The sequence below is a fragment of the Actinosynnema sp. NPDC049800 genome, from assembly GCF_040656635.1.
In the GTDB taxonomy this organism is placed as follows: Bacteria; Actinomycetota; Actinomycetes; order Mycobacteriales; family Pseudonocardiaceae; genus Actinosynnema.
The window spans coordinates 1-20,457 of the sequence record NZ_JBFAMT010000056.1; the positions used below are offsets into that span (position 1 = coordinate 1).

Here is a 20,457-nt window from a genome sequence, read left to right on the forward strand (position 1 = left end):
GCCGGGCAGGCCTGGCGGGAAAAGCGTCCGCCAAGCCTGCCCGGCTTCGACCAGCCTATGGCACCCGAACCCATGTCAAATCGGGCCTAGGTGGGGATGTGCGGGTCCGTTGTGGAAGGGCTGGGTGTGGTGGACTCGGTGGGTGCGCTGCGGGTCCGTTGTGGGTGGGGGTGGGGCGGTGGATCACTCGGTTGGGCGAAGAGTGCAACCGGGGACAACCCGAATCGCATGTCTTCCGTTAGCCGGATAAAACGGCGGCCCGGCGGCGAGTAAGGGTGGGCATGCGGGTTGGTGGCTCAGGGGTTGGTGGCTCAGGGGGTTTGGGGGCTCAAGGGGTTGGGGGTGGGGCGGTGGGGTTTGGTGTGCCGAGGATGCTGGCGGTGAAGCCTGCGGTGGTGGCGAGGTCGCGCGCGGTGTTGGCGTGGGGATTTGGGAGTAGGACGAGGGGGTAGCAGTCGGACTCGATGTCGAGCACGGCGAGGGTGGTGCCGGTGGCGCGGAGTTCCGTGCCCGCACGGTCGAGGAAGTCGTAGGCCGGTTGGTTGTCCGTCAGGTCGGTGAACCAGGCCCAGGCTGTGGGGTCGGTGGGGCTGGATCGCAGGGTTCGGAGTTGGGCGATGATCTCGCCGGCCGCTTCCTTCCAGTCCACCTCGGCCAGCAGGTCGTGGTCGGTGAGGGCGTCGACCAGGGCGATCCACGCCAGCTCGGGCACGGGCTCGTCGATGCCGCGTTCGTCGAGGCGGTCGGCGTGGGTGTGGAGGTAGCCGTCGGGGTCGTCGTGGGCGTTGGTCACGCGGGCGGCGACGTCCGGGACGTCGGGGGCCAGCAGGGTGGCCAGTGCGACCAGTGCGTCCCGGGCCGTTGACGGCACGTTCGACCTCCTCGGGTGGCGGGTGGTGATCGTAGCAATGTGCTTAACCGATTCATGGTTGGTGGTGGGATGCCTCCGATCGTGCTTTGGGGGTTGACGCTTAACCGGTTAACTGATTGCATTCGCCTTCGACCGAGTTGTCCGCCGCCGGTTCGGATGTCAACGATGTCAACGACGACATGGTGAGGTAGACGTGGTCAAACGATGGGCTTTGGTGGCGGTGGCGGCGTTGCTCGCGCCGCTGCTCAGCACGCCGGCGGCGTCGGCCGCGAACGGGTTCTACGTCGGCAACGGGCGGTTGTACGACGCGAACGGCAGTGAGTTCGTGATGCGTGGGGTCAACCACGCGCACGCCTGGTACCCCGACCGGACGTCGCAGGCGCTGGCGGACATCAAGGCGTTGGGCGCGAACAGCGTCCGGGTCGTGCTGAGCACGGGCGCGCGCTGGACGTGGACCAGCACCTCGGCGGTGTCCACGATCGTCTCGCAGTGCAGGTCGAACCGGCTGATCTGCGTGCTCGAAGCGCACGACACCACCGGCTACGGCGAGCAGGGCGGCGCGGTGGACCTGAACAAGGCGGTGGACTACTGGCTGGGCGTCAAGAGCGCGCTCGTGGGCCAGGAGAAGTACGTCATCATCAACATCGGCAACGAGCCGTACGGCAACAACAACTACGGCAACTGGACCAACGACACCCGCAACGCCATCTCGCGCCTGCGGTCCAACGGCTTCACCCACACCCTGATGGTGGACGCGCCGAACTGGGGCCAGGACTGGTCGAACACCATGCGCGACAACGCGTCCACGGTGTTCAACGCCGACCCCCAGCGCAACACCGTCTTCTCCATCCACATGTACGGCGTGTACGACACCGCGTCGGAGGTCAGTTCCTACCTCAACGCGTTCGTCAACGCCCGGCTCCCGATCGTGGTCGGCGAGTTCGGCGACAACCACTCCGACGGCAACCCCGACGAGAACGCGATCATGGCCACGGCCCAGTCGCAGCGCATCGGTTACCTCGGCTGGTCGTGGAGCGGCAACGGCGGCGGCGTCGAGTACCTCGACATGGTCACCGGCTTCAACCGCGCCGGCCTGACCAACTGGGGCAACCGCATCTTCAACGGCACCAACGGCATCCGGTCGACGTCCCGGCAGGCGACCGTCTACTGAGGACCTCGTCGGGGGATCGGCGACGGTCCCCCGACGTGCGGTCGCCTCACGGGTGGTGGCGGCCGGTGCGCTAGGCTCGGCGCCTGGTGACGGCCATCGACGTGAAGACGGGTGATGTGGTGGGGCGGCGGTTCGCCGTGCTGATCCGCGGCCTTCCCGGCACGGGGAAGACGACGACGGCGGCCCTGCTCAGGGACGCGCTGCCACCGTCGGTCCGCGTGTCGAACGATTCCGTCAGGTACATGGCGCACCCGCGCGACTTCACCGCCTTCACCCTGGAGGCCTCCGAACTGGCGTGCCTCGACCTCGCGCTGTCCTATTGCGACAGCGGGTTCCTGCCGGTGGTGGACGGCGTGTTCGAGGACGTCGACTTCCTGGCCGGCCAGGCGTTGCGCTTCGAACGGCGCGGCTACCAGCTGATCACGATCTCGCTGACCGCCGACGTGGCCGACCTGCTGCACCGCAACCTGCTCCGCGACCCGCTCCAGCGGATGGACGAGGCCCGGATCCACCAGCTGCACTCGGCTTTCCGGCCGGTCGGCGTGCCCCTGGAGATCCGGGGGAAGCTGCCCGAGGAAGTCTGCGACGACGTGCTCGACATCATCGAGCTCGAACGGACCGAGGGGCCCTCGGTCGAGGTCGGCGGGCACGAGGTCGACCTGCTCTTCCTCCGCCACGGCGAGCCCGACCACCCGCGCGAGGGCCACCCGGACCCGTTCGGGACGGGGCTGTCCGCGCACGGTCGGGCGGAGGCGTGGGCGGCGGGCGCGGCGGTGCGGAGGTTCGCGCCGGACGTCGTGTTCAGCTCGGACTTCGCGGTGGCCTGGGACACGGCCCGGCTCGCGACCGCGGGACTGGACGTGACGGTCGAGCGTTCCGAGGCCCTGCGGGAACCGGTCCTGAACGGCGACCTGGTGGAGGTCGCGCCCGATGCGGCCCGTGCGTTCGCGTTCTTCGACGACCTGCCCGCGCTCTACGGAGGCAAGCGCGTGCTCGTGGTCGGCCACGCCGGGCCGCACTCGTGGCTGGTCGGACGGGCGCTCGGGGCGGACCTGGAGGGCGTGCGGCGACTGCGCTGGGACACCGGCTGCTTCAGCCGGTTCACGCTGTCGGCCGAGGAGACCCGGGTCGAGGCGGTGAACGTGCCGCCCGGCTCGGTGGTGCCCGGCCGGCGGCTCGGCGGCGTTTGACCCGTTCGGTCCCGTGGTCGGACCTCCGCCGCGGGCGTGCCGCCCACCCGAATGGCCGTCGGCCGAACGCACGTTGTCAGCGCGCCACCGCCGTCCCTACGTTCGGACGATGACCAACGACTGGATCGGCAGACGTGCCCTGCTGCGCGGGACGGTGGCGGCCGGTGTCGTCACCGCGTTCGGCGCGGGCGTGGCCGAGGCCGCGGTCCCGGGCTTCTACCACCCCTTCACCGGCTACCGGATCACCGGCACCTGGCAGGACCACCTCAACCGCGGTTCGCTCGGCGGCATCGACTACGGCATGGCCGTCGGCACCCGGCTGCCCGCGGCCGGCGGCGGCGTGGTGACCAACACCCCGGACAACGGCACGGGCGGCCACACCGTCACCATCCGGCACGACAACGGCTACCGCACCCAGTACCTGCACCTCTCGCAGTTCCTGCTGGCCAACGGCACGCGGGTCGGCATGGGCGGTGTGGTGGGGCTGTCCGGCGGCGCGGTCGGCGCGCCGGGATCGGGCTCGTCCACCGGACCGCACCTGCACTGGCACATGATCGACCCGGGCGGCACGCGCATCAACCCGTTGCTCTACCTCGGCAGCGGCGCCGGGCTGCCCAAGACGACCACCGAGCAGGACGGCGTCCCCGGCACCGTTCTGTGGCAGCGGGCGCAGAACTGGTTGCGCCTGGAGCAGGGGTACACCGGACCGATCGACGGCGTGCCGGGCACGAGCACGTACGCGGCGTTGCAGCGGGCGATGCGCGCGTACGGCTACGCGGGTCCGATTGATGGCGTGCCCGGTGCGCAGACGTGGGCGGCCGTGCAGCGGTTGGCGGCACGGTGGGGCTACACGGGCCCGATCGACGGGGTGATGGGCCCGAACTCGTGGCGCGGTTTCGCGCGTTTCCTCAACCAGGACAAGTACGACTGACCCGTCATCGCCCGAACGCGGCGAGCAGGTGGCGTCGCACCGGCGAGGGCGTGGCGGGCAGGACGAGCGAGGTGGTGAGGACCGGGTCGGCGAGCTGCCGGAACGCGATGCCCGGCGCGGGCGGCAGGTCCGTGACCCGGTAGAGCACCGTCCACGACGGCGGTCCCGATGCGATGTCCGCCAGGGTCCGCTGGAGCGTGGTGAACGGCGGCCCGGCAGGCGGCACGCGGCCCGACGCCCGCAGCGCCGTCGTGATCAGGTCGTGGAACGGCGGGTTGTGCTCGCGGGGAGCCAGTCGCAGCGGCAGGTCGGCGAGATCGCCGAGGTGCGACCCCCGGCGGTCGGCGAGGGCGGCCGGCAGCGCCACGTGCAGCGGATCGGTCCACACCGGCACGACCGTCAGCCCCGGCGCGTCGGTCGCCGCCCGCACCAGGGCCGCGTCCAGCTCCCCGTCCCGCACGGCCGCCAGCCGCCGGGCCGGTGGCGACTGGTCCAGCCGCACCCGCAGCCCCGCGGCGTCCAGCCTGGCCAACGCGCGGTAGAGGCGTTCGCCGGCGCCGTTGACCGTGCCCAGCCGCACCACGCCCTCCGCGCCGGACGCCACCCGCGCGGCCACCTCGCGGGTGCGCCGCACGGCCGCGAGCACGGCCCGTGCCTCGGGCAGCAGCCGTTCACCGGCCGCCGAAAGCCGCACCAGGCGCCCACCGCGGTCGAACAGCGTCACGCCGAGCTCCCGCTCCAGCCGCTTGACCTGCTGGCTCACCGCCGACTGCACGATGTGCAGCCGCTGCGCCGCCCGCCCGAACCCGCCTTCGTCGACGACCGCCAGGAAGGCCTCCAACTGCCGGAACTCCACGCCCCCTCGATCCATCACGTCCGGTGATCCCCACCATCGTCAACCGCTCCTGGTCCGCGCGTTGTTCCCGCGCTTGACTCGGGGCATGTCAACGATCACCGTCATCCCCGCCGACACCGCCGAGCTCGTGCCCCTGACCGGCGGCAGCGCGTTCCGGCTCCTGGCCGACGGCGGCGCGTTCGGCGTCAACCGGCTGACCCTCGACGTCGGCGCGGACGGCGCGAAGCCCCATTTCCACGAACGGTCCAGCGAGCTGTTCTACGTGCTCGACGGCGTGCTGGAGTTCCGGCACGGGACGACGACCACAGTGGACCGCGGCGGGCTGGTCATCGTGCCGCCGAACGTGCCGCACGCGTTCGGCGCCGCTCCGGGCCATCACGCCGACCTGCTCGTCGTCCTCACGCCCGGTGTCGAGCGGTTCGGCTACTTCCGCCACCTGGGCCGCATCGCGCGCGGCCTGGACACGTTCGACGCCCTGCGGTCGGAGCAGGACCGCTACGACGTCCACTTCACCGGGTGACGGGAACCCCGCCCGGGCGGGGTTCCCGTGCCGGGTCAGGCGTTCGGGTCGAACGGGATGCCGCTCGGCTTCGCCTGCGCGAGGTTGTGGTTGAACGCGCCGTCCTTGATGGCCAGGCTCGCGCTGCCGAAGTCGGCCCTCACCAGGATGTCCCGGATGCCGGCGGGGAAGTGGTCCCAGCTGACCAGGTCCGGGTACTGCCACGTGCCGTAGTGGTTCTCCGGCTGCTCGCCCGCGCCCGCGAGGCGGAAGCAGTGCGTGCTCAGGCCGTCCTTGTGGTAGACGATCTTGGGGTGCGTGCCCTCCCAGGCGACCTGGGAACGCGGGTAGGTCGAGTACTTGCCGTGCGCGGACGTGGACACGTAGTGGGCCTGGTCGCCGCTGACCCACACGACGACGTGCTCGATGTCGTGGCGGTGGCCGCAGCAGTCCCAGCCGGCCACGGCCTGGTCCTTCTCGAAGTACAGGTCGTAGAGGTAGGCGCACCAGTTGTTGTTGCACTTGGAGCGCGAGTACGAGTTCGTGTTGTCCAGGTCGGACTGGTCGCGGCACTGGCCGTTGAGGGCGCCGGAGTTCTTCAGCCCGGTGGCCACCGCGCCGGACGGCGAGATCGCCGGTGTCGGGTAGCAGCCGTCGGTGTCGTAGTCGAACGCCGGCTGCCACTTGCCGTCGGCGGCGGCGTGGCTCGCGGGCAGGGCCTGTGGCGGCTCGGCCCACGCGGCGCCGGGCACGAGCACCGCGAGCAGAGTCGCGCCCACGAGCGCGCTCAGCAGTCTCACGGTCGTCCGCCTGGTTCGGGAAGGGGTGCGGGACGGGTCGGTCAGCTGGGCGGTCACGACGACCATGCCCTCCATCCGGTGTCGAGTGGCACGGCGGCGGAGCGGCCGGTGTCGCGGAGATCATCGGCCGGCACCGAGGTTCCCGGCCGGGGCGTGACGTCGTCAACCCGCCGATGGTCGCGGCGAGGCGAACAGGCGGCGAACATCGGCGGACCGGGTGGCGGGGGCCGCCACCCGGGTCGCGACCTCAGTTGAACGGGTTGTCGTAGAACGCGCCGCGCGAGACCGGCGTCGCGGTCGAGCCCGAGAAGTGGAGCCCTTCGTAGACCAGGCCGATGTTCTGCACGACGCCGGCGTAGGGCAGGTCGACGTTGACCACGCCGGACAGGCCGTGCCCGCCGCCGCAGGCCTCCGGCCGGTAGCCGTCCTCGCGGGAGTACCACTGGTGGAAGGCGCCGTTGACGTTGACCGTGAGCTTCGTGCTCGTGTAGCTGGACTGGCGGCACAGCGTCAGGTCCAGCCGGTAGAGGGAGTTGCCGTCGTCGAACCGGACCGTGCCGACCAGTCGGCCGACCAGCGTGGTGTAACCGCCCGAGTAACCCCTGAGCTGGATGTCCACCGGTTGCGCGGGACCGTAGGCCGCCTGTGCGGGCGTGGCCGTCAACGAGGCGCCGAGGAACACGGCGGACGTGAGGGCGAGGAAGGTGGTGAAGCGTCTGCGTAAGCCGCTGCTCCGAGACATACGAGCACTCCTTGATCAGGATGGGCCGCGCTCACCCAGGCGAACGCGGCGGCGGATGGTGGTCGGAGCAGGGTGGACGCCGAACCGCCCCGCTCACCAGCCGCTGTCCAGGCGCAACCGTGAAGTTGGCCTGTTCGCGGCAGTGGTGTGCCGCCGCCGAGAGCCTGCGGCGCTCGCACGAGCGGACCGGGTTGCGGAACGTTGCGCAAAGCCGTGCCGCGCGACCGCGTCGGGAGGCTGCTGCGCCGGAGCGGTCCGGCGCGTCAGTCGTGGTCGAGCAGGGGCAGGGTGAGCCGGAAGCGGGCGCCTTCGCCGAGGGCCGTGTCGAGGTCGAGGTCGCCGTCGTGCGCGCGGGCGAGGGAGCGGGCGATGGCCAGGCCCAGTCCGGCGTTGGCGCCGCCCGTGCGGTTGCGGGAGTGGTCGGCGCGGTAGAAGCGGTCGAAGACGCGGGTCGCCTGCTCGGCGGTCAGGCCGGGGCCCTCGTCGGCCACCTCCAGCACGGCGCGGCCGTCCGCCGTGCCGACGCCGATGCGGACGGTGGTGCCCGGCGGGGTGTAGGTGGCGGCGTTGCCGACCAGGTTGGTGACGACCTGGCGCAGGCGGTCCTCGTCGCCGTGCACCGGGGCCGGGCCGGGTGGTCCGGCGCCGCCGGGGCCGGTCAGCTCCACCGTCCGGGACGGGTCGAGGGCGCGCAGGTCGTGCCGGGCTTCGTTGGCGAGGGTGCGCAGGTCCATCGGGGCGGGGTCGAGCTGGCCCTCGGGCGCCTCGTCCAGCCGGGCGAGCAGCAGCAGGTCCTCGGTGAGGGTGGTGAGCCGGGTGGCCTCGCGGTCGATCCGGCGCATCGCCTCGTCCACGTCGGCGCGCTCGGGCAGCGCGCCCATCCGGTAGAGCTCCGTCGAGCCCTTGATGCCGAACAGCGGCGTGCGCAGCTCGTGGCTGACGTCCGACAGGAACGCGCGCGTGCGGGCCTGCGCCGCGGCCCGGTCGGCGAAGGCCTGTTCGAGCTGGCCCAACATGGTGTTGAGGGAGGCCGCGAGGTGCCCGACCTCCGTGGTCGGCGCGGCGAGGACGGGCACGCGCCGGGTGAGGTCGCCGTCGGCGATGGCGGCGGCGGTGTGCTCGATCCGGCGCAGGGGTCGCAGGCCGCGGCCGAGCGCGAACCAGCCGACCGCCGTCAGCAGCACGAGCAGCACGCCGCCTCCGGCCAGGCTCGTCGCGCGGAGCCGGGCGACGGTGGCGTCGGCCTCGGCGAGCGGCGCAGCGGCGATCACCGTGCCGCCCCAGCCGGTGACCGGCCGGGCCACGGCACGCCACCGCGCCGAGTCGCCCGCGGCGAGCAGGTCCACGGCGTCACCCCCGGTCGGGACGGCGCGCAGCTCGTCGGGCGAGGGCACCGTCGCGCCGGCCAGCCGGGCGGCCTGGATACCGCCCGCGGGCTCGCCGTCCGCGTCCAGGTACACCAGGTATGGCGTGCCGACCAGGTCGAGGGCCGGGTCGAGGAGGTCGGGGTGGCGGGTGGCGTCGACGGCCTCGGGCGGCCCGGTGGTCGACACGCCGGAGACGATCTCGGCGAACGAGCGCAGCTGGTCGTCGATCCGGGCGAGCTGGTAGCGCTCCAGCTGGTCGGACACGACCGCGCCGACGAGGCCCAACCCGGCCAGCAGCAGGCCCGCGGTGAGCAGCAGCAGCCTGGCCCGCAGCGAGAACCGGCCCAGCACGCGCCTCACCCCGTCGGCTCCCGCATCACGTAGCCGACGCCGTGCACGGTGTGGATCAGCTTGGGGTCCTCGACGTCGACCTTGCGCCGCAGGTAGGAGATGTAGGTGTCGACGATGCCCGCGTCGCCGCCGAAGTCGTAGCGCCACACCCGGTCGAGGATCTGCGCCTTGGACACCACGCGCCCGGCGTTCTCCATCAGGTAGCGCAGGAGCCGGAACTCGGTGGGGGAGACGCGGACGGGCCGGCCCGCCCGCGTCACCTGGTGGCCCTCGGCGTCGAGCGCGAGCGCGCCCACGGTCAGCACGCCGGCCTGGTGGCCCGAGGTGCGGCGCAGGATCGCGCGGATCCGGGCGATCAGCTCCTCCAGGTCGAACGGCTTGGTCACGTAGTCGTCCGCGCCGAGCGACAGCCCGGTGACCTTGTCGGACTGGCGGTCCCGCGCGGTGAGGAAGAGGACGGGCACCGGACCGCGGTGGCCCTCCGCGCGCCGCTCGCGCAGCCGCCGGACCACCTCGAACCCGTCCACGTCCGGCAGCATCACGTCGAGCAGCACGAGGTCGGGCGGCTCCGCGGTGGCCGCGGCGAGCGCCTCGGCGCCGGTCGCCGCGGACGTCACCCGGAAGCCGGCGAACCTCAGCGTCGCGGACAGCAGCTCGCGCACCGTGGCCTCGTCGTCCACCACCAGCAGCGTCATCGCCCGTCCCGGTCCCTCCACGCCGGCCAGGATACGGAGGCCAACCTGAGGGAACCGTCGACGAGCAGGCTGCCCGCGAAGCCCGCCGCGGCGCCGGCCACCAGCCCCAGCCCGAGCGCCGCCGGCGGGTCCGCCGCCAACCGCGCGTCCAGGACCGGGAGCGTGAACCCGAACGCGCCGATGCCCAGCTCCACCGACACGCGTGACAGCAGCGCCGACCCGGCCAGCGCCGCCCCCACCGCCGGCGCGAGCCGCGTCGAGGCGCGCGCGGCACGGCGCAGCGGCCCGCCGTCGCGACCGACGGACCGGGCGACGACGACGCCGAGAACCAGCAGCACGACCGCCGCGACCCACGTCAGCGGCCCGCCCGGCGCGGGAGGCGCGACCGCGTCCAGGGCGCACGAGAGCGCGCCGTCCGAGGTCAAGGTCCACGGCACGCCCAGCCCGAGCGACACCGCGCCGAACACCACCACCGGCAGCCCGAGCAGCACCGCACCGGTCGCCGCGGCACCCCCGGACACCGACGCGACGAGCAGGCACGCGACCGTGAGCGCGACCGCCGTCCACACCACGCCCCGCACGCGCACCCGGAACCGTGTGACCAGCCAGCACACCGCGACGACCGCGAGCACCCAGCCCGCCGCGCCCGCCGCCGCGGACCAGACCGGCACCGCGAACCCGGCACCGAGCGCGTCGACCGACCCGCCCCGGCCGAGCGGACCCGCCGCCGGCACCCCGCAGGCGGACGCCCCGGACCCGCCGCCCGTCGCACCGCCCGGCAGAGTCACCGTTCCCCGAGCCGACCACGCCACCGCCGCCAGCCCCGCCGGGAACGCCACGACCGCCGCCGCACCGCGACCGAGCAGACCGTCCCGACCGCGCAGCAGCAGCCACCCCAGCACCACCGCGCCCACCAGCGAGACACCCAGCGGCACCACCGTGACGCCACCCCGCACGGCGAACGGCAGATCACCCGACGGCACCGCGCCGAACTCCGCCGACCCGCCCGCGGCCAGGGAGACCACGGCCGCCGTCAGCCCGCCGAACGCGCCGATCCGGTCGGCGTCGAGCAGGAACAGCCCGGCCGCCGCGACTCCCGCCATGGCGGCCAGCGCCGCGACCGCCGCCACCACGCCCCGGCACACCTCCCGCAGCGCGACCATCACACGTCACGACGCCGGAAGACGACGAACGCGGCGGCCAGCACCGCGGCGACACCGAGGCACATCCCGGCCAGGTTCAGCCAGGGGTGCGGGTAGGCGGGGTCCGGCACCGTGGTGAGCACCGCGACCGCGCCCTTGCTCGGCCAGAAGTCGAACAGGCCCTGGAGCCACGACGGGAACAGCCCCGACATCGCCGGCACCAGGAACACGATCCCCACCAGCGTGGCGAGCGCGCCCGCCGTGGCACGCATGATCGTCCCGAGACCGATCGCGAGCAGCGCGATCGCCGCGAGGTAGAGCCCGCCGCCCGCCACGGCCGGCAGCACGCCCGGGTCGCCGAGCCGCGCGTGCGGCACGCCCTGCCCGGCCAGGAGCGCCTGGCCGAGCAGGAACGCGGCGAACATCAGCGCCTCGCCCGCCACCGCGGCGACGGCGGTGGCCACCGCCACCTTGGCCGCCAGCAGCCGGTGGCGGCGCGGGGTGGCGGCCAGCGACGTGCGCAGCAGGCCGGTCGCGTACTCGGAGGTGACGACCAGGATGCCGAGCACGCCGATGATCAGCTGGGCGACGATGTAGGTGGTCAGGCTGAGGTTCGTCGGGTCCCAAGCCAGTCGCTCCGCGGCGGAGGAGCCCGCGTACTCCGCGCCCGCCGTGCCCATCGACAGGAACGTGATGCCGAGCCCGACCCCGAACAGGCAGGCCAGGGTGTACCAGGTGGAACGCAGGCCGCGGAGCTTCACCCACTCCGCGTGCAGGGCGTGGCCGAACCGCACTTGGGTCACCAGGCCGCTCACGCCGCCGCCCCCTGGTACTCGACGCTGTCCCTGGTCAGCTCCATGAAGGCGTCCTCGAGCGAGGGCCGTTGCGGTGTCAGCTCGGTGAGCACGACGCGGTGGTAGGCGGCGAGCTTGCCGATCTCCTCGCTCGTCAGGCCGGCCACGACCAGCGACGACTCGGGACCTTCCCGCACGGTCGCGCCGGACGCGGTCAGCCGCAGCGCGAACTCGGCCGGCTCGGGCGTGCGGACGAGCACGGCGCCCTCGCCGCTGCCGCGCAGGAACTCGGCCACGCCCGTGTCGGCGATGAGCCGGCCGCGGCCGATGACGACCAGGTGGTCGGCGGTCTGCGCCATCTCGCTCATGAGGTGGCTGGAGACCAGCACCGCGCGCCCCTCGCGGGCCAGGGACCGCATGAAGTCCCGGATCCAGCGGATGCCCTCGGGGTCGAGCCCGTTCACCGGCTCGTCGAAGATCAGCACGCGCGGGTCGCCCAGCAGCGCCGCCGCGATGCCGAGCCGTTGCCGCATGCCGAGCGAGAACCCGCCCGCCCGCTTGCCCGCCACGCCTTCGAGCCCGGTCCGGGCGAGCACCTCGTCGACCCGCCGCCGGGGCAGGCCGTTGCTCACGGCCAGGGCCAGCAGGTGGTCGTACGCCTTGCGGGCGCCGTGCACGGCGCCCGCGTCGAGCAGCGCGCCGACCTCGGTCAGCGGCACGGGCAGGTCGCGGTAGCGGCGCCCGGCGACGGTGGCGGAACCGCTCGTGGGCGCCGCCAACCCCAGGATCACCTTCATGGTCGTGGACTTGCCCGCGCCGTTGGGCCCGAGGAACCCGGTCACCTGCCCGGCCTCGACGGTGAACGACAGGTCGTCCACCACGGTGTCGGGCCCGTACCGCTTGGTCAGGCCCTTTACCTCGATCATCGTCATGGGGCCGAGCCTGGCGCGCCTGCCTGGCCGATCCCTGGGCGCTCCTGGGAGAACCCTGGGAATCCGGCGGACCCGGCCGTGCGCCGCGGACCACCGCCGCGGCGCACTCACAGGGAACACCCAGACCTGTCGGCCCTATGCGGTGATGAGCAGGTGCGCCGGCACCGCGTCCGCCAACGCCCGGTAGCCGGCGGGGTTGAGGTGCAGGTGGTCGCCGCTGTCGTAGGCGGCCTTGAGCCTGCGCGGCTGGGCGGGGTCGCGGACCGCCTGGTCGAAGTCGATCACGGCGTCGAACCGGCCGCTGGTGCGGATCCAGGTGTTGACCGACTGCCTGGCCTGCTCGTGGTGGCCCGCGGCGTCGTCGTAGCCGTTGCCCCCGAACGGCAGGAGCGTCGCGCCGAAGACGCGGATGCCCTGGGCCTGGGACTGGAGGATGATCTGGTCGTAGGCGTCGATCAGCTCGGCGGCGATCTGGCGCCGGCCTGCGTCGGTGGCGGGGGAGCCGCCGATGTCGTTGACGCCCTCGAAGACCACCAGCCACTCGATCCCGCTCTGGGCCAGCACGTCGCGGTCCAGGCGGGACAGCGCGGTCGGTCCCAGGCCGCCCCGCAGCACGCTGTTGCCGCCCGCACCCTGGTTGACCACCGCGACGTCCGCCGTGTCCGGCTGGGCCTGGAGCCTGGCCAGGAGCTGGTCGGGCCAGCGGTTGTTGCCGTTGGTGGTGGAACCCCGGCCGTCGGTCAACGAGTCGCCGAGCACGACCAGGGAGGCCGTGCTCGGACCGGACAGGACCTCGACGCCGCTGAGGAAGTACCAGTGGTCGGTGGGCGTGGAGCCGGACATCGCGTCCGCGTCGACGTGGTTGCCGGCCAGCAGGTGCGAGGTGGTGCGCGAGCCGGGGTGCGAGGTGATGCCGGTGGAGGCCTGTCCCTGTGCCAGGTACGTCGTGACGGTCAGGTTCGCCTGGGCCGCGAGGGGAAAGGAGATCGGATCGGAGACCGCCTGGGCGCCCTTCTGGATGGTCGTTGACGCCTTGCCGTGGAAGGTGACGGGGCGCGACGTGCCGGGTTCGACGGCGTTGACGCCGGCCAGACCGCCGCGGGGCACGGCGACGGTGACGGCGGTGATGGGCAGTGGCGCGCCGCCGAAGGCGTTGGAGAACCGCAGCCTGAGCTGGTTGCCGCCGACGGAGACGTGCACGGTCTGGCGCAGGGTGGCGTTGGCCAGCACCACGCCGTTCTGGGTGAACGGCGCGGGTGGCATGTTGGACGACTCGGTCAACTGGGGCATCGACGCCCACGTGTGCACCCAGCGTTCGGTCGCGGTGGACGACGGCTCCGCGCCGATCGCCTGCGACGCCACCACGAGGGCCGCCGCGGCGGCCAGGCCGGTGATCGACGAAGTCCTGCTCATGATCCTCCTTCGCGCGGCCGGTCGGCGGGAACCGCAGGGGGTCCCCACCGACCGGGCGGGGCGTGATCAGCGGGTCGTGCAGGTCGGGGCGACACCGGTGCCGACGCCCGTGCCCTGGAAGCCGAACTCGGTGGACTGGCCGGCGGCCACGCGGCCGTTGTAGCTCGCGTTGGTCCACCGGACGGTGCCGGTGTCGCCGTCGCGCTGGGCGTTCCAGGCGTTGGTGACCGTTGCCCCCGGGGGGAGGGTGAGCGTCACGGTCCAGCCGTCGATGTCCGACGACCCGGCGGTGACCTCCACGGTGGCGGTGAAGCCGCCGTTCCACGAGTTCAGGGACGCGGACGCGGTGCACCCGGCCGGACTGGTCGTGGTCGTGGTGGTGGTGGTGCTGGTCGGTGTGGTGGTCGTCGTCGGATCGCCGGGTGTGACCCGGTGGCTCTCCGGTGGGCCGAGGTAGCTGTACTTCAGGCCCCCGGTGTCGACCACCAGCTTCTGGAGCACGGCGGTGGGGTCGACGGCCCAGAACTTCAGGGTGTGCACGCCGGGGGACGCGACGGTGAACGTGGTCGACGTGCGGTTGACGGCCTCCAGGGCGTTCAGCTCCCAGCCCTTGTTCATGGCCGTGTCGTCCGACCCCGTGGCGGTCGTGGTGTTCACCGTCTTCGGCGCCTGGTCGTCGATCGACATCGCGTACTCGACGCCGGCGCCGGGGCGGACGTTGTTGCGCGGCGACAGGTACGCCCACACCGTGACCGGTCCGGTCGTCGTCAGGTTGACCTGGTACTCCAGGCGTGCACCGTCGCCTCCCGGTGTCTGGTCGGCGGCGGTCACCGGGCTCGGCCGCATGCCCGACCCGGTGCGGCCGATGTCGGGCAGGTGCGACCACGAGACGCCGTTGCCGTCGACGGCCTTGGTGTAGTGGTCGGCCTCGATGGAGACGTAGCCGTTCGCCTCCACGAACCCCTCCGGCGGCGCGTCGGGCTTGTTCACCACCGCCTGCACGGTGACGGTGCGGCCCGCGCCGGTGACGGCGATCGGGACCGTCGTCCTCCCGGCGGGCGCCCGGGACCAGTCGACCGTGAGCGTGGCGCGGGTCTGCTTGGTGACGGTGCCACTGGCCGGGGTCGCGGTCAGCCACGGCACGGACGGCGTGATCCGGTAGGTGAACGGGCTCGTGCCCCGGTTGAACACCTCGACGTGCTGGGCGGGCTGGGTCTGGTAGGGGCTGAACTCCGGCAGCACCGGCTGCCCGGTGGCGTTGGGCCACCAGCTCAGCGAACCGTCGATCGCCACGCCCATCGACGCCGCGGACGGCACGGTGATGCGCTGCACCGCCGGGTAGATCTGGTCGGGCTCCGGCGGTTCCTGCCAGCTCGCGTTGTTGCCGTAGCGGGCCTTGTCGCCGTAGCCGAACTTGGTCTGGGTCTGCCAGCCGGTCCACTTCCCGCCGCCGAGGGTGGTGTTGTAGTGGTTGGACATCGCCACGTCGTCGGCCAGGCGCGCCTCGGCGGTCGCGGCGAGGTCGTTGGTGGCCACCCGGCCTTGTGAGGCGTACCAGCGGTTGAGGAACTGCGCCTTGCGCAGCGCGTACAGGTTGGCGGTGGCCTTCGCCGGGTAGAGCACGAGCTGGTGGTAGGCGTCCTGGTCGGTCGCGGGCAGCGTGCGGCCCACCGCCTGGGCCTTCGCGGCCAGCGCTTGCCACTCCGCCGTGACGCGGTCCAGCTCGCCGTAGTTCTCGATGCTGTACGGGGTCATCGCGTCGTCGGTGGTGATCGCGCCGGCCGTGTCCCTGGTGTAACGCCGGTTGGTCGCTTCGGGCTTGCGGCGCGCCTGCAACTGCCCGTAGGTGTGCAGGACGTCGGCGATCGCGGGCGCGGCCTGCTCGCCGAAGTTCTGGGCGGCGTACTGGCGGGTCCACTCGGCGATGCCGTCGGCGGGGATGGCGGCGGGGTTCCAGGCGTAGTCGAGGAAGAACTGGGTGGGCGCCTCCTCGTTCTTCAGGTCTCCGACGTTGACCACCCACAGCCGGTCGATGCCGCTCTGGTACGACAGGTCGAGCTGTTCACGGGTGTTGGCCAGGTTGATCGTGTCGACCCACTTGTAGTTGCGCCCGCCGCCGACGTAGTCGAAGTGGTAGTACAGGCCGTACCCGCCCGCTCGGGGCGCGAGCGCGGGGTCCGGGACCTTGCGCATGTTGCCCCAGTTGTCGTCCGCGAACACCACCGTGACGTCGTCGGGCGGGCGCAGGCCGCGGTCCCAGTAGCGCTGGACCTCCTTGTAGAGCGTGAAGACCTGCGGGATCCGGTCGAGCGGCGTGCTGCTCTCGCGGTCGAGGATCTGGCGTTGGCTCGCGATGATGCTCCGCATGAGTTCGACGCCGTCGCCGTCCGGCAGGCTGGTGTCGCCCTCACCGCGCATGCCCAGGGTCACGACGCCCTCGAACTTCTCCCGCTCCATGCGCTTGACGCCGTCGGCCCAGTAGTTCTGCACGGCGGTGGCGTTGCGCACGAAGCTCCACTCGCCGTTGCCGCCGTAGCGGGTCGGGTTGCGCTTCCACTCCTCGATGCCGCGCATCATCGGCGCTTCGTGCGAGGTGCCCATCACGACGCCGTACCGGGTGGCGGTGGCGTGGTTGGCGGGATCGTCCTCGGCGAACGCCCGGCCCCACACCGCCGGCCAGAGGTAGTTGGCCTTGAGCCGCAACATGGCCTCGAAGACCTTCTCGTAGTACAGGCGGTTCAGCCCGCCGGGCTGGCCGGGCGCGAGGCCGGGGCCGAACGTCGCCCGTGCCCACCGACCGGTGGAGGGGTTCTCGTCGTTGATGAACACGCCCCGGTACTTCACCGCCGGCGTGCCCTGCGAGTGGCTGCCCGGCCGTACGTACAACGCGCTGTGCTTGCGGGCCGGCACGTCGTCGAAGTAGTGCCACGGCGACACCCCGATCCGCCGCGACACGTCGTAGACGCCGAAGATCGTGCCCCGCTGGTCGCTGCCCGCGATCACCAGCGCCCGGCTCACCCCCGCCACGGGGTTCTCGACCACCTGTTGCAGCGACGTCTCCCACTTGCCCCGGATCCGGGCGACGTCGAGCTTCCCGGCGGACACCAACCCGTCGATCAGCGCGCTGCGGCCGAGCGTGCCGACCAGCACCGCTTCACCGGACGTCGGCGTGCCCGTGGAGACGGTCGGCCGCACGCCGGTGACGCGCTCCACGTCGGTGCGCAGGTCGTCCACCACCCGCAACACGCCCGGGAAGTCGCCACCGCTCACGAACAGCGGCGCGGCCCGGCCGTTCGCGGCGAGCGCGAACCCGCCGTCCACCGGGGCGAACGAGACGTAGTCGCCTTCGGCGGCGGCCGACGCGTCCGGCGCGCGGGCGGTCATCACGACCGCCGGCGCCACCGCCGCGACGACGACCAGGCCGAGGATCGCGGACACGACTGGTGAGCGGCTCATGAGCGGACCTCGTAGGTGACCGGGGAACGAGCGGGGATGGTGGAGGTGAGCGCGCCGCCGCTGGTGGTGATCGGGGTCTGCGCCGCGGTGTTGTTCGAGCCGTTGGTGAGGTGCGGCACGGCCTGCGTGCTCATGCCCGTGACGGGCACGGAGACGGCCGAGCAGGTGGTGTTCAGCGCCACGACGGCAGGCGAGCCGTCCGCGTTGCGGAACGCGGCCACCTGGCCGAACGCCTGGGAGAAGCCGAAGCCGTCGATGCGCTGGTAGGTGGTCGCGGCGTTCACCGTGACGGCGGTGGCCGCCGAGGCGACCGGCGCCGCGCCCACCACCACGACCGGTGCCGCGGCGACGGCGGGCAGCCGTCGCCGTTGGAACATCCTCTGGAACATCGTCGTCCCTCCGAGTCGCTCCCGCCCGTTGCGGAAGTTAGGGACGCGGAGCGGGGGAGGGCAACCAGGGCGAACGCGCGCGAACGCCGGACGAGCGGACGTGTCCGCAGGTCGAAAGCTTTCGATCAACTGTGGAAACGCTTCGGCACTTCACTCGTTCGGCGCAGCACGATTTCGCCATGTGGACTCACTTCGGCGGCGCGGTGCTGTCGCGGACGATGAGGGTGGTGGCCAGCTCGACCCGGGCCTGGTCGGGCGTCCGGCCCGCGGCCAGGGTCAGCACCAGCTCGGCGGCGGCGGCGCCCATCTCGACCATCGGCTGCCGCACGGTGGTCATCGGCGGCCCGCACCAGCGCACGGCCGGTATGTCGTCGAAGCCGACCACGCTGAGGTCCTCGGGCACGCGCAGGCCCGCCTGCCGGGCCGCCTCGTAGACGCCGAGCGCCTGGAGGTCGTTGCCGCACAGCACGGCGGTGGGCGGGTCGGGCAGCCGCAGCAGCTCGCGGGCGTGGATGAACCCCTCCTCGAAGGCGAACCACTGCCCGATGCGCACCAACCGCTCGTCCAGCGGCATCCCGTGCTCGGCCATCGCCGCCCGGATGCCGCCGAGCCTGGCCCGCGCGCACATCCGCTCGGGCGGGCCGGCGATGACGGCGATGCGCCGGTGGCCGAGGGAGAGCAGGTGCCTGGCCGCCGCGATGCCGCCGCTCCAGTTGGCCGCGCCGACCGACGGCACCGAGTGCTCCGGCTCGCCGGTCGGGTCCAGCGCCACCAGCGGGATGCCGCTCGTGGCCAGCAGGCCGTGCTGCTCGCTGGTGAAGCCGAGGTGCACGACGACCACGCCCAACGGCTGCCGCGACAGCAGGTCGTGCGCCCAGGACCGGCCGGTCGCCGACTGGCGCGCGGCGTCGGTGAAGCCCACGGCCAGCCGGTGCGCGCCCGCGACCCGCTCCACGCCGTGCATGACCTCGACCGCCAGGTAGCTCTGCATGCCGAAGAAGACGACCTCCACGTTCGGCGCCCGCACGACCGCCTCCGGTCGACGGTAGCCGTGCTCGCGCAGCGCCGCCTCCACCCGCCGCCGGGTCGTCGCCGCCACGCCCGGACGCCCGTTGAGCACCTTCGACACCGTCGGCGCGGACACGCCGGCCAGTCGGGCGACCGCCGCGACGGTCAACTCGCCACGCCGGCGCCCGCGCGGACGCGCGTTCGCCCGGGGCCGCTCCTTGGCCTGCGGGTTCCGCATCGCGTCCACCTCGTCGAGCAGCCGGGTCCGGACCGCCTCCGCCTCGCGGTCGGCCGCCGGACCGGCGGGCACCGTCTCGGTCAGGTAGCGCCGCTTGCCCGATCCGGGGTCGACCCCGGCGTACACCCGCACCCGCAACGACCCGCTCGGCAGCCGTTCGACCTCGCCACGCGCCTGGCGCCGTGCACCGGGAGTTCCCATGGAGCCACGGTACCGAAAAGATAGCTCCACGGCGACCGGCAATTAGCTCCACGAAGCCGCGGTCCTCTCCGCGCGCCGGGCGTGCGGTGACATCGCCGGCGACGCCCGGCGCTTCCTGTGCGGCGGGTGGCGGTGTCCACTTCGGACACGACGCCGGTTGCCCGGACACCGTGGTGAGGGCCGTTCAAGCGACGCGACTGGATCTGGACGACCGGCACGCGGGAGGATGGTCGGCGAAGGGGGTAGACATGACGGAGCAGGGTGATCGTCAGGCGCCGGGTGTCGAGGCGTTGACGGACAAGATCAGGCAGCTCGTGCACGAGGGCAACACGCGCCGGGTGGTCGTGCGCAACGGCAAGGGCGAGCCGGTGCTGGACATCCCGGTGACGGCCGGCGTGGTGGCCGCGGTGGCCGCGCCGATGGTGACGGCCGTGGCGGCGTTCGCGGCTCTGGCGGGCCCGTGGTCGGTCGGCGTGGAGCGCCCGGAACCCACCGCGCCCACTGACGGCGACCCGGGCACGACCGCCAGTGCCACCACCGACACCGAGACTGGCACCGCTGCCGCCGACGCCGGCACGACCGCCGGCGGCACCGCCGACACTGATACCGCCGCCGCTGCCGGGACCGACACCGCCGGCACCGGCACTGCCGCCGACGAAGTCCCGGCCGAAGCCGGGACCGCCGGCACCGGCACAACCGCCGACCGCGAGGCCGGCACCAGCGCCGACGCCGGCACCGACTCGGGCACCGCCGGCACTGCCGCCGAAGGCGACACCGGTACCGGCACCGTGCCGCCCGTCAAGGGCTGAGGTTCGACCCAGGGGCGACCCTGGACCGCGGAGGCGGTGGGTGCGCGATGCGGCCCACCGCCTCTCTGCATTCCCGGGCCCGCCTCTCCGCATTCCCGGGTCTGGCCGGCCCTGTCGGCGTGGCCACCGGGCAGGTGTTCCACCGCGAATGCGGCCGAGGAAAGCCGGCTGGTCGGCCCGGACCCCCGTCGAGCGGCAGGAAGCGGCGGCAGCTCGTTCTTCCGGTGAGGTGGGCACGGTCCGGTCGCTACACACGCGATCCCGAGTGCTTGGTGCGGTGGAGCAACCGTGGGGTGCGTCCGATGTGGAGGTCCACAACGGACGACGGCGGCAGGTCGGTCATCGGCAGTCACCTCGTGGCGGCGAGGACGGTGGCGGGGTCTCATTTGACCGGTCAAACCGGGCAAGTCTGGCGCGCGCCGGAGCGCCGCGTCAACCGAAGTGCTGCGGGGACACGGAGCCGGCCGTCCTTTTCGGCCTCCGCGCTTCGGAGGTGCGCAGGTCGGTGGCCGGGCGGATCCGGTGTGCCGTCTCGATCGGTGCGCGCGTCGGTCCACCGCACTCTGTGGACAACCTGTCGGTCGAGTTAACGTGAAGATCGT

18 protein-coding genes are annotated in these 20,457 nt (G+C 72.8%); 5 read left to right on the forward strand and 13 right to left on the reverse strand.

What is annotated here, in order from left to right:
- Positions 1-328: 328 nt before the first annotated feature.
- Entirely contained in the window at positions 329-871 is a 543-nt protein-coding gene (locus AB0I91_RS37190) for a DUF6630 family protein (protein WP_499641044.1), read from the reverse strand.
- Between the two features lie 193 nt (positions 872-1,064).
- On the opposite strand from AB0I91_RS37190, the gene AB0I91_RS37195 reads away from it, so the two are divergent.
- The 3 genes from AB0I91_RS37195 to AB0I91_RS37205 all read left to right on the forward strand — a co-directional run bounded on the left by AB0I91_RS37195 (position 1,065) and on the right by AB0I91_RS37205 (position 4,163).
- On the forward strand, positions 1,065-2,042 hold the full coding sequence (locus tag AB0I91_RS37195) for a cellulase family glycosylhydrolase (protein WP_499641046.1): 978 nt from the start codon (positions 1,065-1,067) through the stop codon (positions 2,040-2,042).
- Positions 2,043-2,128: 86 nt separating this feature from the next.
- Positions 2,129-3,232, forward strand: a complete 1,104-nt coding sequence (locus AB0I91_RS37200; RefSeq protein WP_499641048.1) for a histidine phosphatase family protein — start codon at positions 2,129-2,131, stop codon at positions 3,230-3,232.
- A gap of 109 nt (positions 3,233-3,341) precedes the next feature.
- The gene (locus AB0I91_RS37205) at positions 3,342-4,163 is read left to right on the forward strand and encodes a peptidoglycan DD-metalloendopeptidase family protein (protein WP_498783527.1); all 822 of its coding nucleotides are present in this window, start codon (positions 3,342-3,344) and stop codon (positions 4,161-4,163) included.
- Positions 4,164-4,167: 4 nt separating this feature from the next.
- Here AB0I91_RS37205 and AB0I91_RS37210 read toward each other — a convergent pair whose 3' ends face one another.
- On the reverse strand, positions 4,168-5,034 hold the full coding sequence (locus AB0I91_RS37210) for a LysR family transcriptional regulator (protein WP_499641076.1): 867 nt from the start codon (positions 5,032-5,034) through the stop codon (positions 4,168-4,170).
- Between the two features lie 70 nt (positions 5,035-5,104).
- Between AB0I91_RS37210 and AB0I91_RS37215 the strand changes: the two genes are divergently transcribed.
- Positions 5,105-5,539: a cupin domain-containing protein gene (locus AB0I91_RS37215; protein ID WP_498783529.1), complete on the forward strand. Its 435-nt coding sequence runs from the start codon at positions 5,105-5,107 to the stop codon at positions 5,537-5,539.
- Between the two features lie 35 nt (positions 5,540-5,574).
- On the opposite strand, the gene AB0I91_RS37220 is transcribed toward AB0I91_RS37215, so the two are convergent.
- The 11 genes from AB0I91_RS37220 to AB0I91_RS37270 all read right to left on the reverse strand — a co-directional run bounded on the left by AB0I91_RS37220 (position 5,575) and on the right by AB0I91_RS37270 (position 19,046).
- Complete coding sequence (locus tag AB0I91_RS37220; RefSeq protein ID WP_499616014.1) at positions 5,575-6,384, reverse strand: NPP1 family protein; 810 nt, start codon at positions 6,382-6,384, stop codon at positions 5,575-5,577.
- 181 nt (positions 6,385-6,565) lie between these two features.
- Positions 6,566-7,060, reverse strand: coding sequence for a hypothetical protein (locus AB0I91_RS37225; RefSeq protein WP_498783533.1), 495 nt, complete (start codon positions 7,058-7,060; stop codon positions 6,566-6,568).
- A gap of 263 nt (positions 7,061-7,323) precedes the next feature.
- Entirely contained in the window at positions 7,324-8,787 is a 1,464-nt protein-coding gene (locus AB0I91_RS37230) for a HAMP domain-containing sensor histidine kinase (protein ID WP_499641050.1), read from the reverse strand.
- The gene (locus tag AB0I91_RS37235) at positions 8,784-9,473 is read right to left on the reverse strand and encodes a response regulator transcription factor (RefSeq protein WP_498783574.1); all 690 of its coding nucleotides are present in this window, start codon (positions 9,471-9,473) and stop codon (positions 8,784-8,786) included. The genes AB0I91_RS37230 and AB0I91_RS37235 overlap by 4 nt, the downstream gene beginning before the upstream one ends.
- Positions 9,470-10,636 (reverse strand): streptophobe family protein, encoded by a 1,167-nt coding sequence (locus AB0I91_RS37240; protein ID WP_499641052.1) that lies wholly within the window; start codon positions 10,634-10,636, stop codon positions 9,470-9,472. The genes AB0I91_RS37235 and AB0I91_RS37240 overlap by 4 nt, the downstream gene beginning before the upstream one ends.
- Positions 10,636-11,430, reverse strand: a complete 795-nt coding sequence (locus tag AB0I91_RS37245) for an ABC transporter permease (protein ID WP_499641054.1) — start codon at positions 11,428-11,430, stop codon at positions 10,636-10,638. Before AB0I91_RS37245 ends, AB0I91_RS37240 begins: the two co-directional genes overlap by 1 nt.
- Positions 11,427-12,335 (reverse strand): ABC transporter ATP-binding protein, encoded by a 909-nt coding sequence (locus AB0I91_RS37250; protein WP_498783577.1) that lies wholly within the window; start codon positions 12,333-12,335, stop codon positions 11,427-11,429. Before AB0I91_RS37250 ends, AB0I91_RS37245 begins: the two co-directional genes overlap by 4 nt.
- A gap of 141 nt (positions 12,336-12,476) precedes the next feature.
- On the reverse strand, positions 12,477-13,754 hold the full coding sequence (locus AB0I91_RS37255) for an SGNH/GDSL hydrolase family protein (RefSeq protein ID WP_499641056.1): 1,278 nt from the start codon (positions 13,752-13,754) through the stop codon (positions 12,477-12,479).
- Positions 13,755-13,820: 66 nt separating this feature from the next.
- Positions 13,821-17,210 carry a glycosyl hydrolase 115 family protein gene (locus AB0I91_RS37260; protein WP_499641058.1) on the reverse strand — a complete coding sequence of 1,130 codons (3,390 nt, stop codon included), beginning with the start codon at positions 17,208-17,210 and terminating at the stop codon, positions 13,821-13,823.
- Positions 17,207-17,587, reverse strand: a complete 381-nt coding sequence (locus AB0I91_RS37265) for a glycoside hydrolase family 30 beta sandwich domain-containing protein (RefSeq protein ID WP_499641060.1) — start codon at positions 17,585-17,587, stop codon at positions 17,207-17,209. Before AB0I91_RS37265 ends, AB0I91_RS37260 begins: the two co-directional genes overlap by 4 nt.
- Before the next feature lie 199 nt (positions 17,588-17,786).
- Positions 17,787-19,046, reverse strand: coding sequence for a LacI family DNA-binding transcriptional regulator (locus tag AB0I91_RS37270; protein ID WP_498783546.1), 1,260 nt, complete (start codon positions 19,044-19,046; stop codon positions 17,787-17,789).
- A gap of 86 nt (positions 19,047-19,132) precedes the next feature.
- Here AB0I91_RS37270 and AB0I91_RS37275 point away from each other — a divergent pair, with 86 nt between their 5' ends.
- Positions 19,133-19,855: a DUF4342 domain-containing protein gene (locus tag AB0I91_RS37275; protein ID WP_499641062.1), complete on the forward strand. Its 723-nt coding sequence runs from the start codon at positions 19,133-19,135 to the stop codon at positions 19,853-19,855.
- Positions 19,856-20,457 lie beyond the last annotated feature (602 nt).

What these genes read in the sequence shown, in the direction of transcription:
- AB0I91_RS37205 (WP_498783527.1), top strand. Translation starts at nt 3,342, where the DNA reads ATGACCAACGACTGGATCGGCAGACGTGCCCTGCTGCGCGGGACGGTG.
- AB0I91_RS37210 (WP_499641076.1), bottom strand. Translation starts at nt 5,034, where the DNA reads ATGGATCGAGGGGGCGTGGAGTTCCGGCAGTTGGAGGCCTTCCTGGCG.
- AB0I91_RS37215 (WP_498783529.1), top strand. Translation starts at nt 5,105, where the DNA reads ATGTCAACGATCACCGTCATCCCCGCCGACACCGCCGAGCTCGTGCCC.
- AB0I91_RS37220 (WP_499616014.1), bottom strand. Translation starts at nt 6,384, where the DNA reads ATGGTCGTCGTGACCGCCCAGCTGACCGACCCGTCCCGCACCCCTTCC.
- AB0I91_RS37225 (WP_498783533.1), bottom strand. Translation starts at nt 7,060, where the DNA reads ATGTCTCGGAGCAGCGGCTTACGCAGACGCTTCACCACCTTCCTCGCC.
- AB0I91_RS37235 (WP_498783574.1), bottom strand. Translation starts at nt 9,473, where the DNA reads ATGACGCTGCTGGTGGTGGACGACGAGGCCACGGTGCGCGAGCTGCTG.
- AB0I91_RS37240 (WP_499641052.1), bottom strand. Translation starts at nt 10,636, where the DNA reads ATGGTCGCGCTGCGGGAGGTGTGCCGGGGCGTGGTGGCGGCGGTCGCG.
- AB0I91_RS37250 (WP_498783577.1), bottom strand. Translation starts at nt 12,335, where the DNA reads ATGATCGAGGTAAAGGGCCTGACCAAGCGGTACGGGCCCGACACCGTG.
- AB0I91_RS37255 (WP_499641056.1), bottom strand. Translation starts at nt 13,754, where the DNA reads ATGAGCAGGACTTCGTCGATCACCGGCCTGGCCGCCGCGGCGGCCCTC.
- AB0I91_RS37260 (WP_499641058.1), bottom strand. Translation starts at nt 17,210, where the DNA reads ATGAGCCGCTCACCAGTCGTGTCCGCGATCCTCGGCCTGGTCGTCGTC.
- AB0I91_RS37265 (WP_499641060.1), bottom strand. Translation starts at nt 17,587, where the DNA reads ATGTTCCAACGGCGACGGCTGCCCGCCGTCGCCGCGGCACCGGTCGTG.
- AB0I91_RS37270 (WP_498783546.1), bottom strand. Translation starts at nt 19,046, where the DNA reads ATGGGAACTCCCGGTGCACGGCGCCAGGCGCGTGGCGAGGTCGAACGG.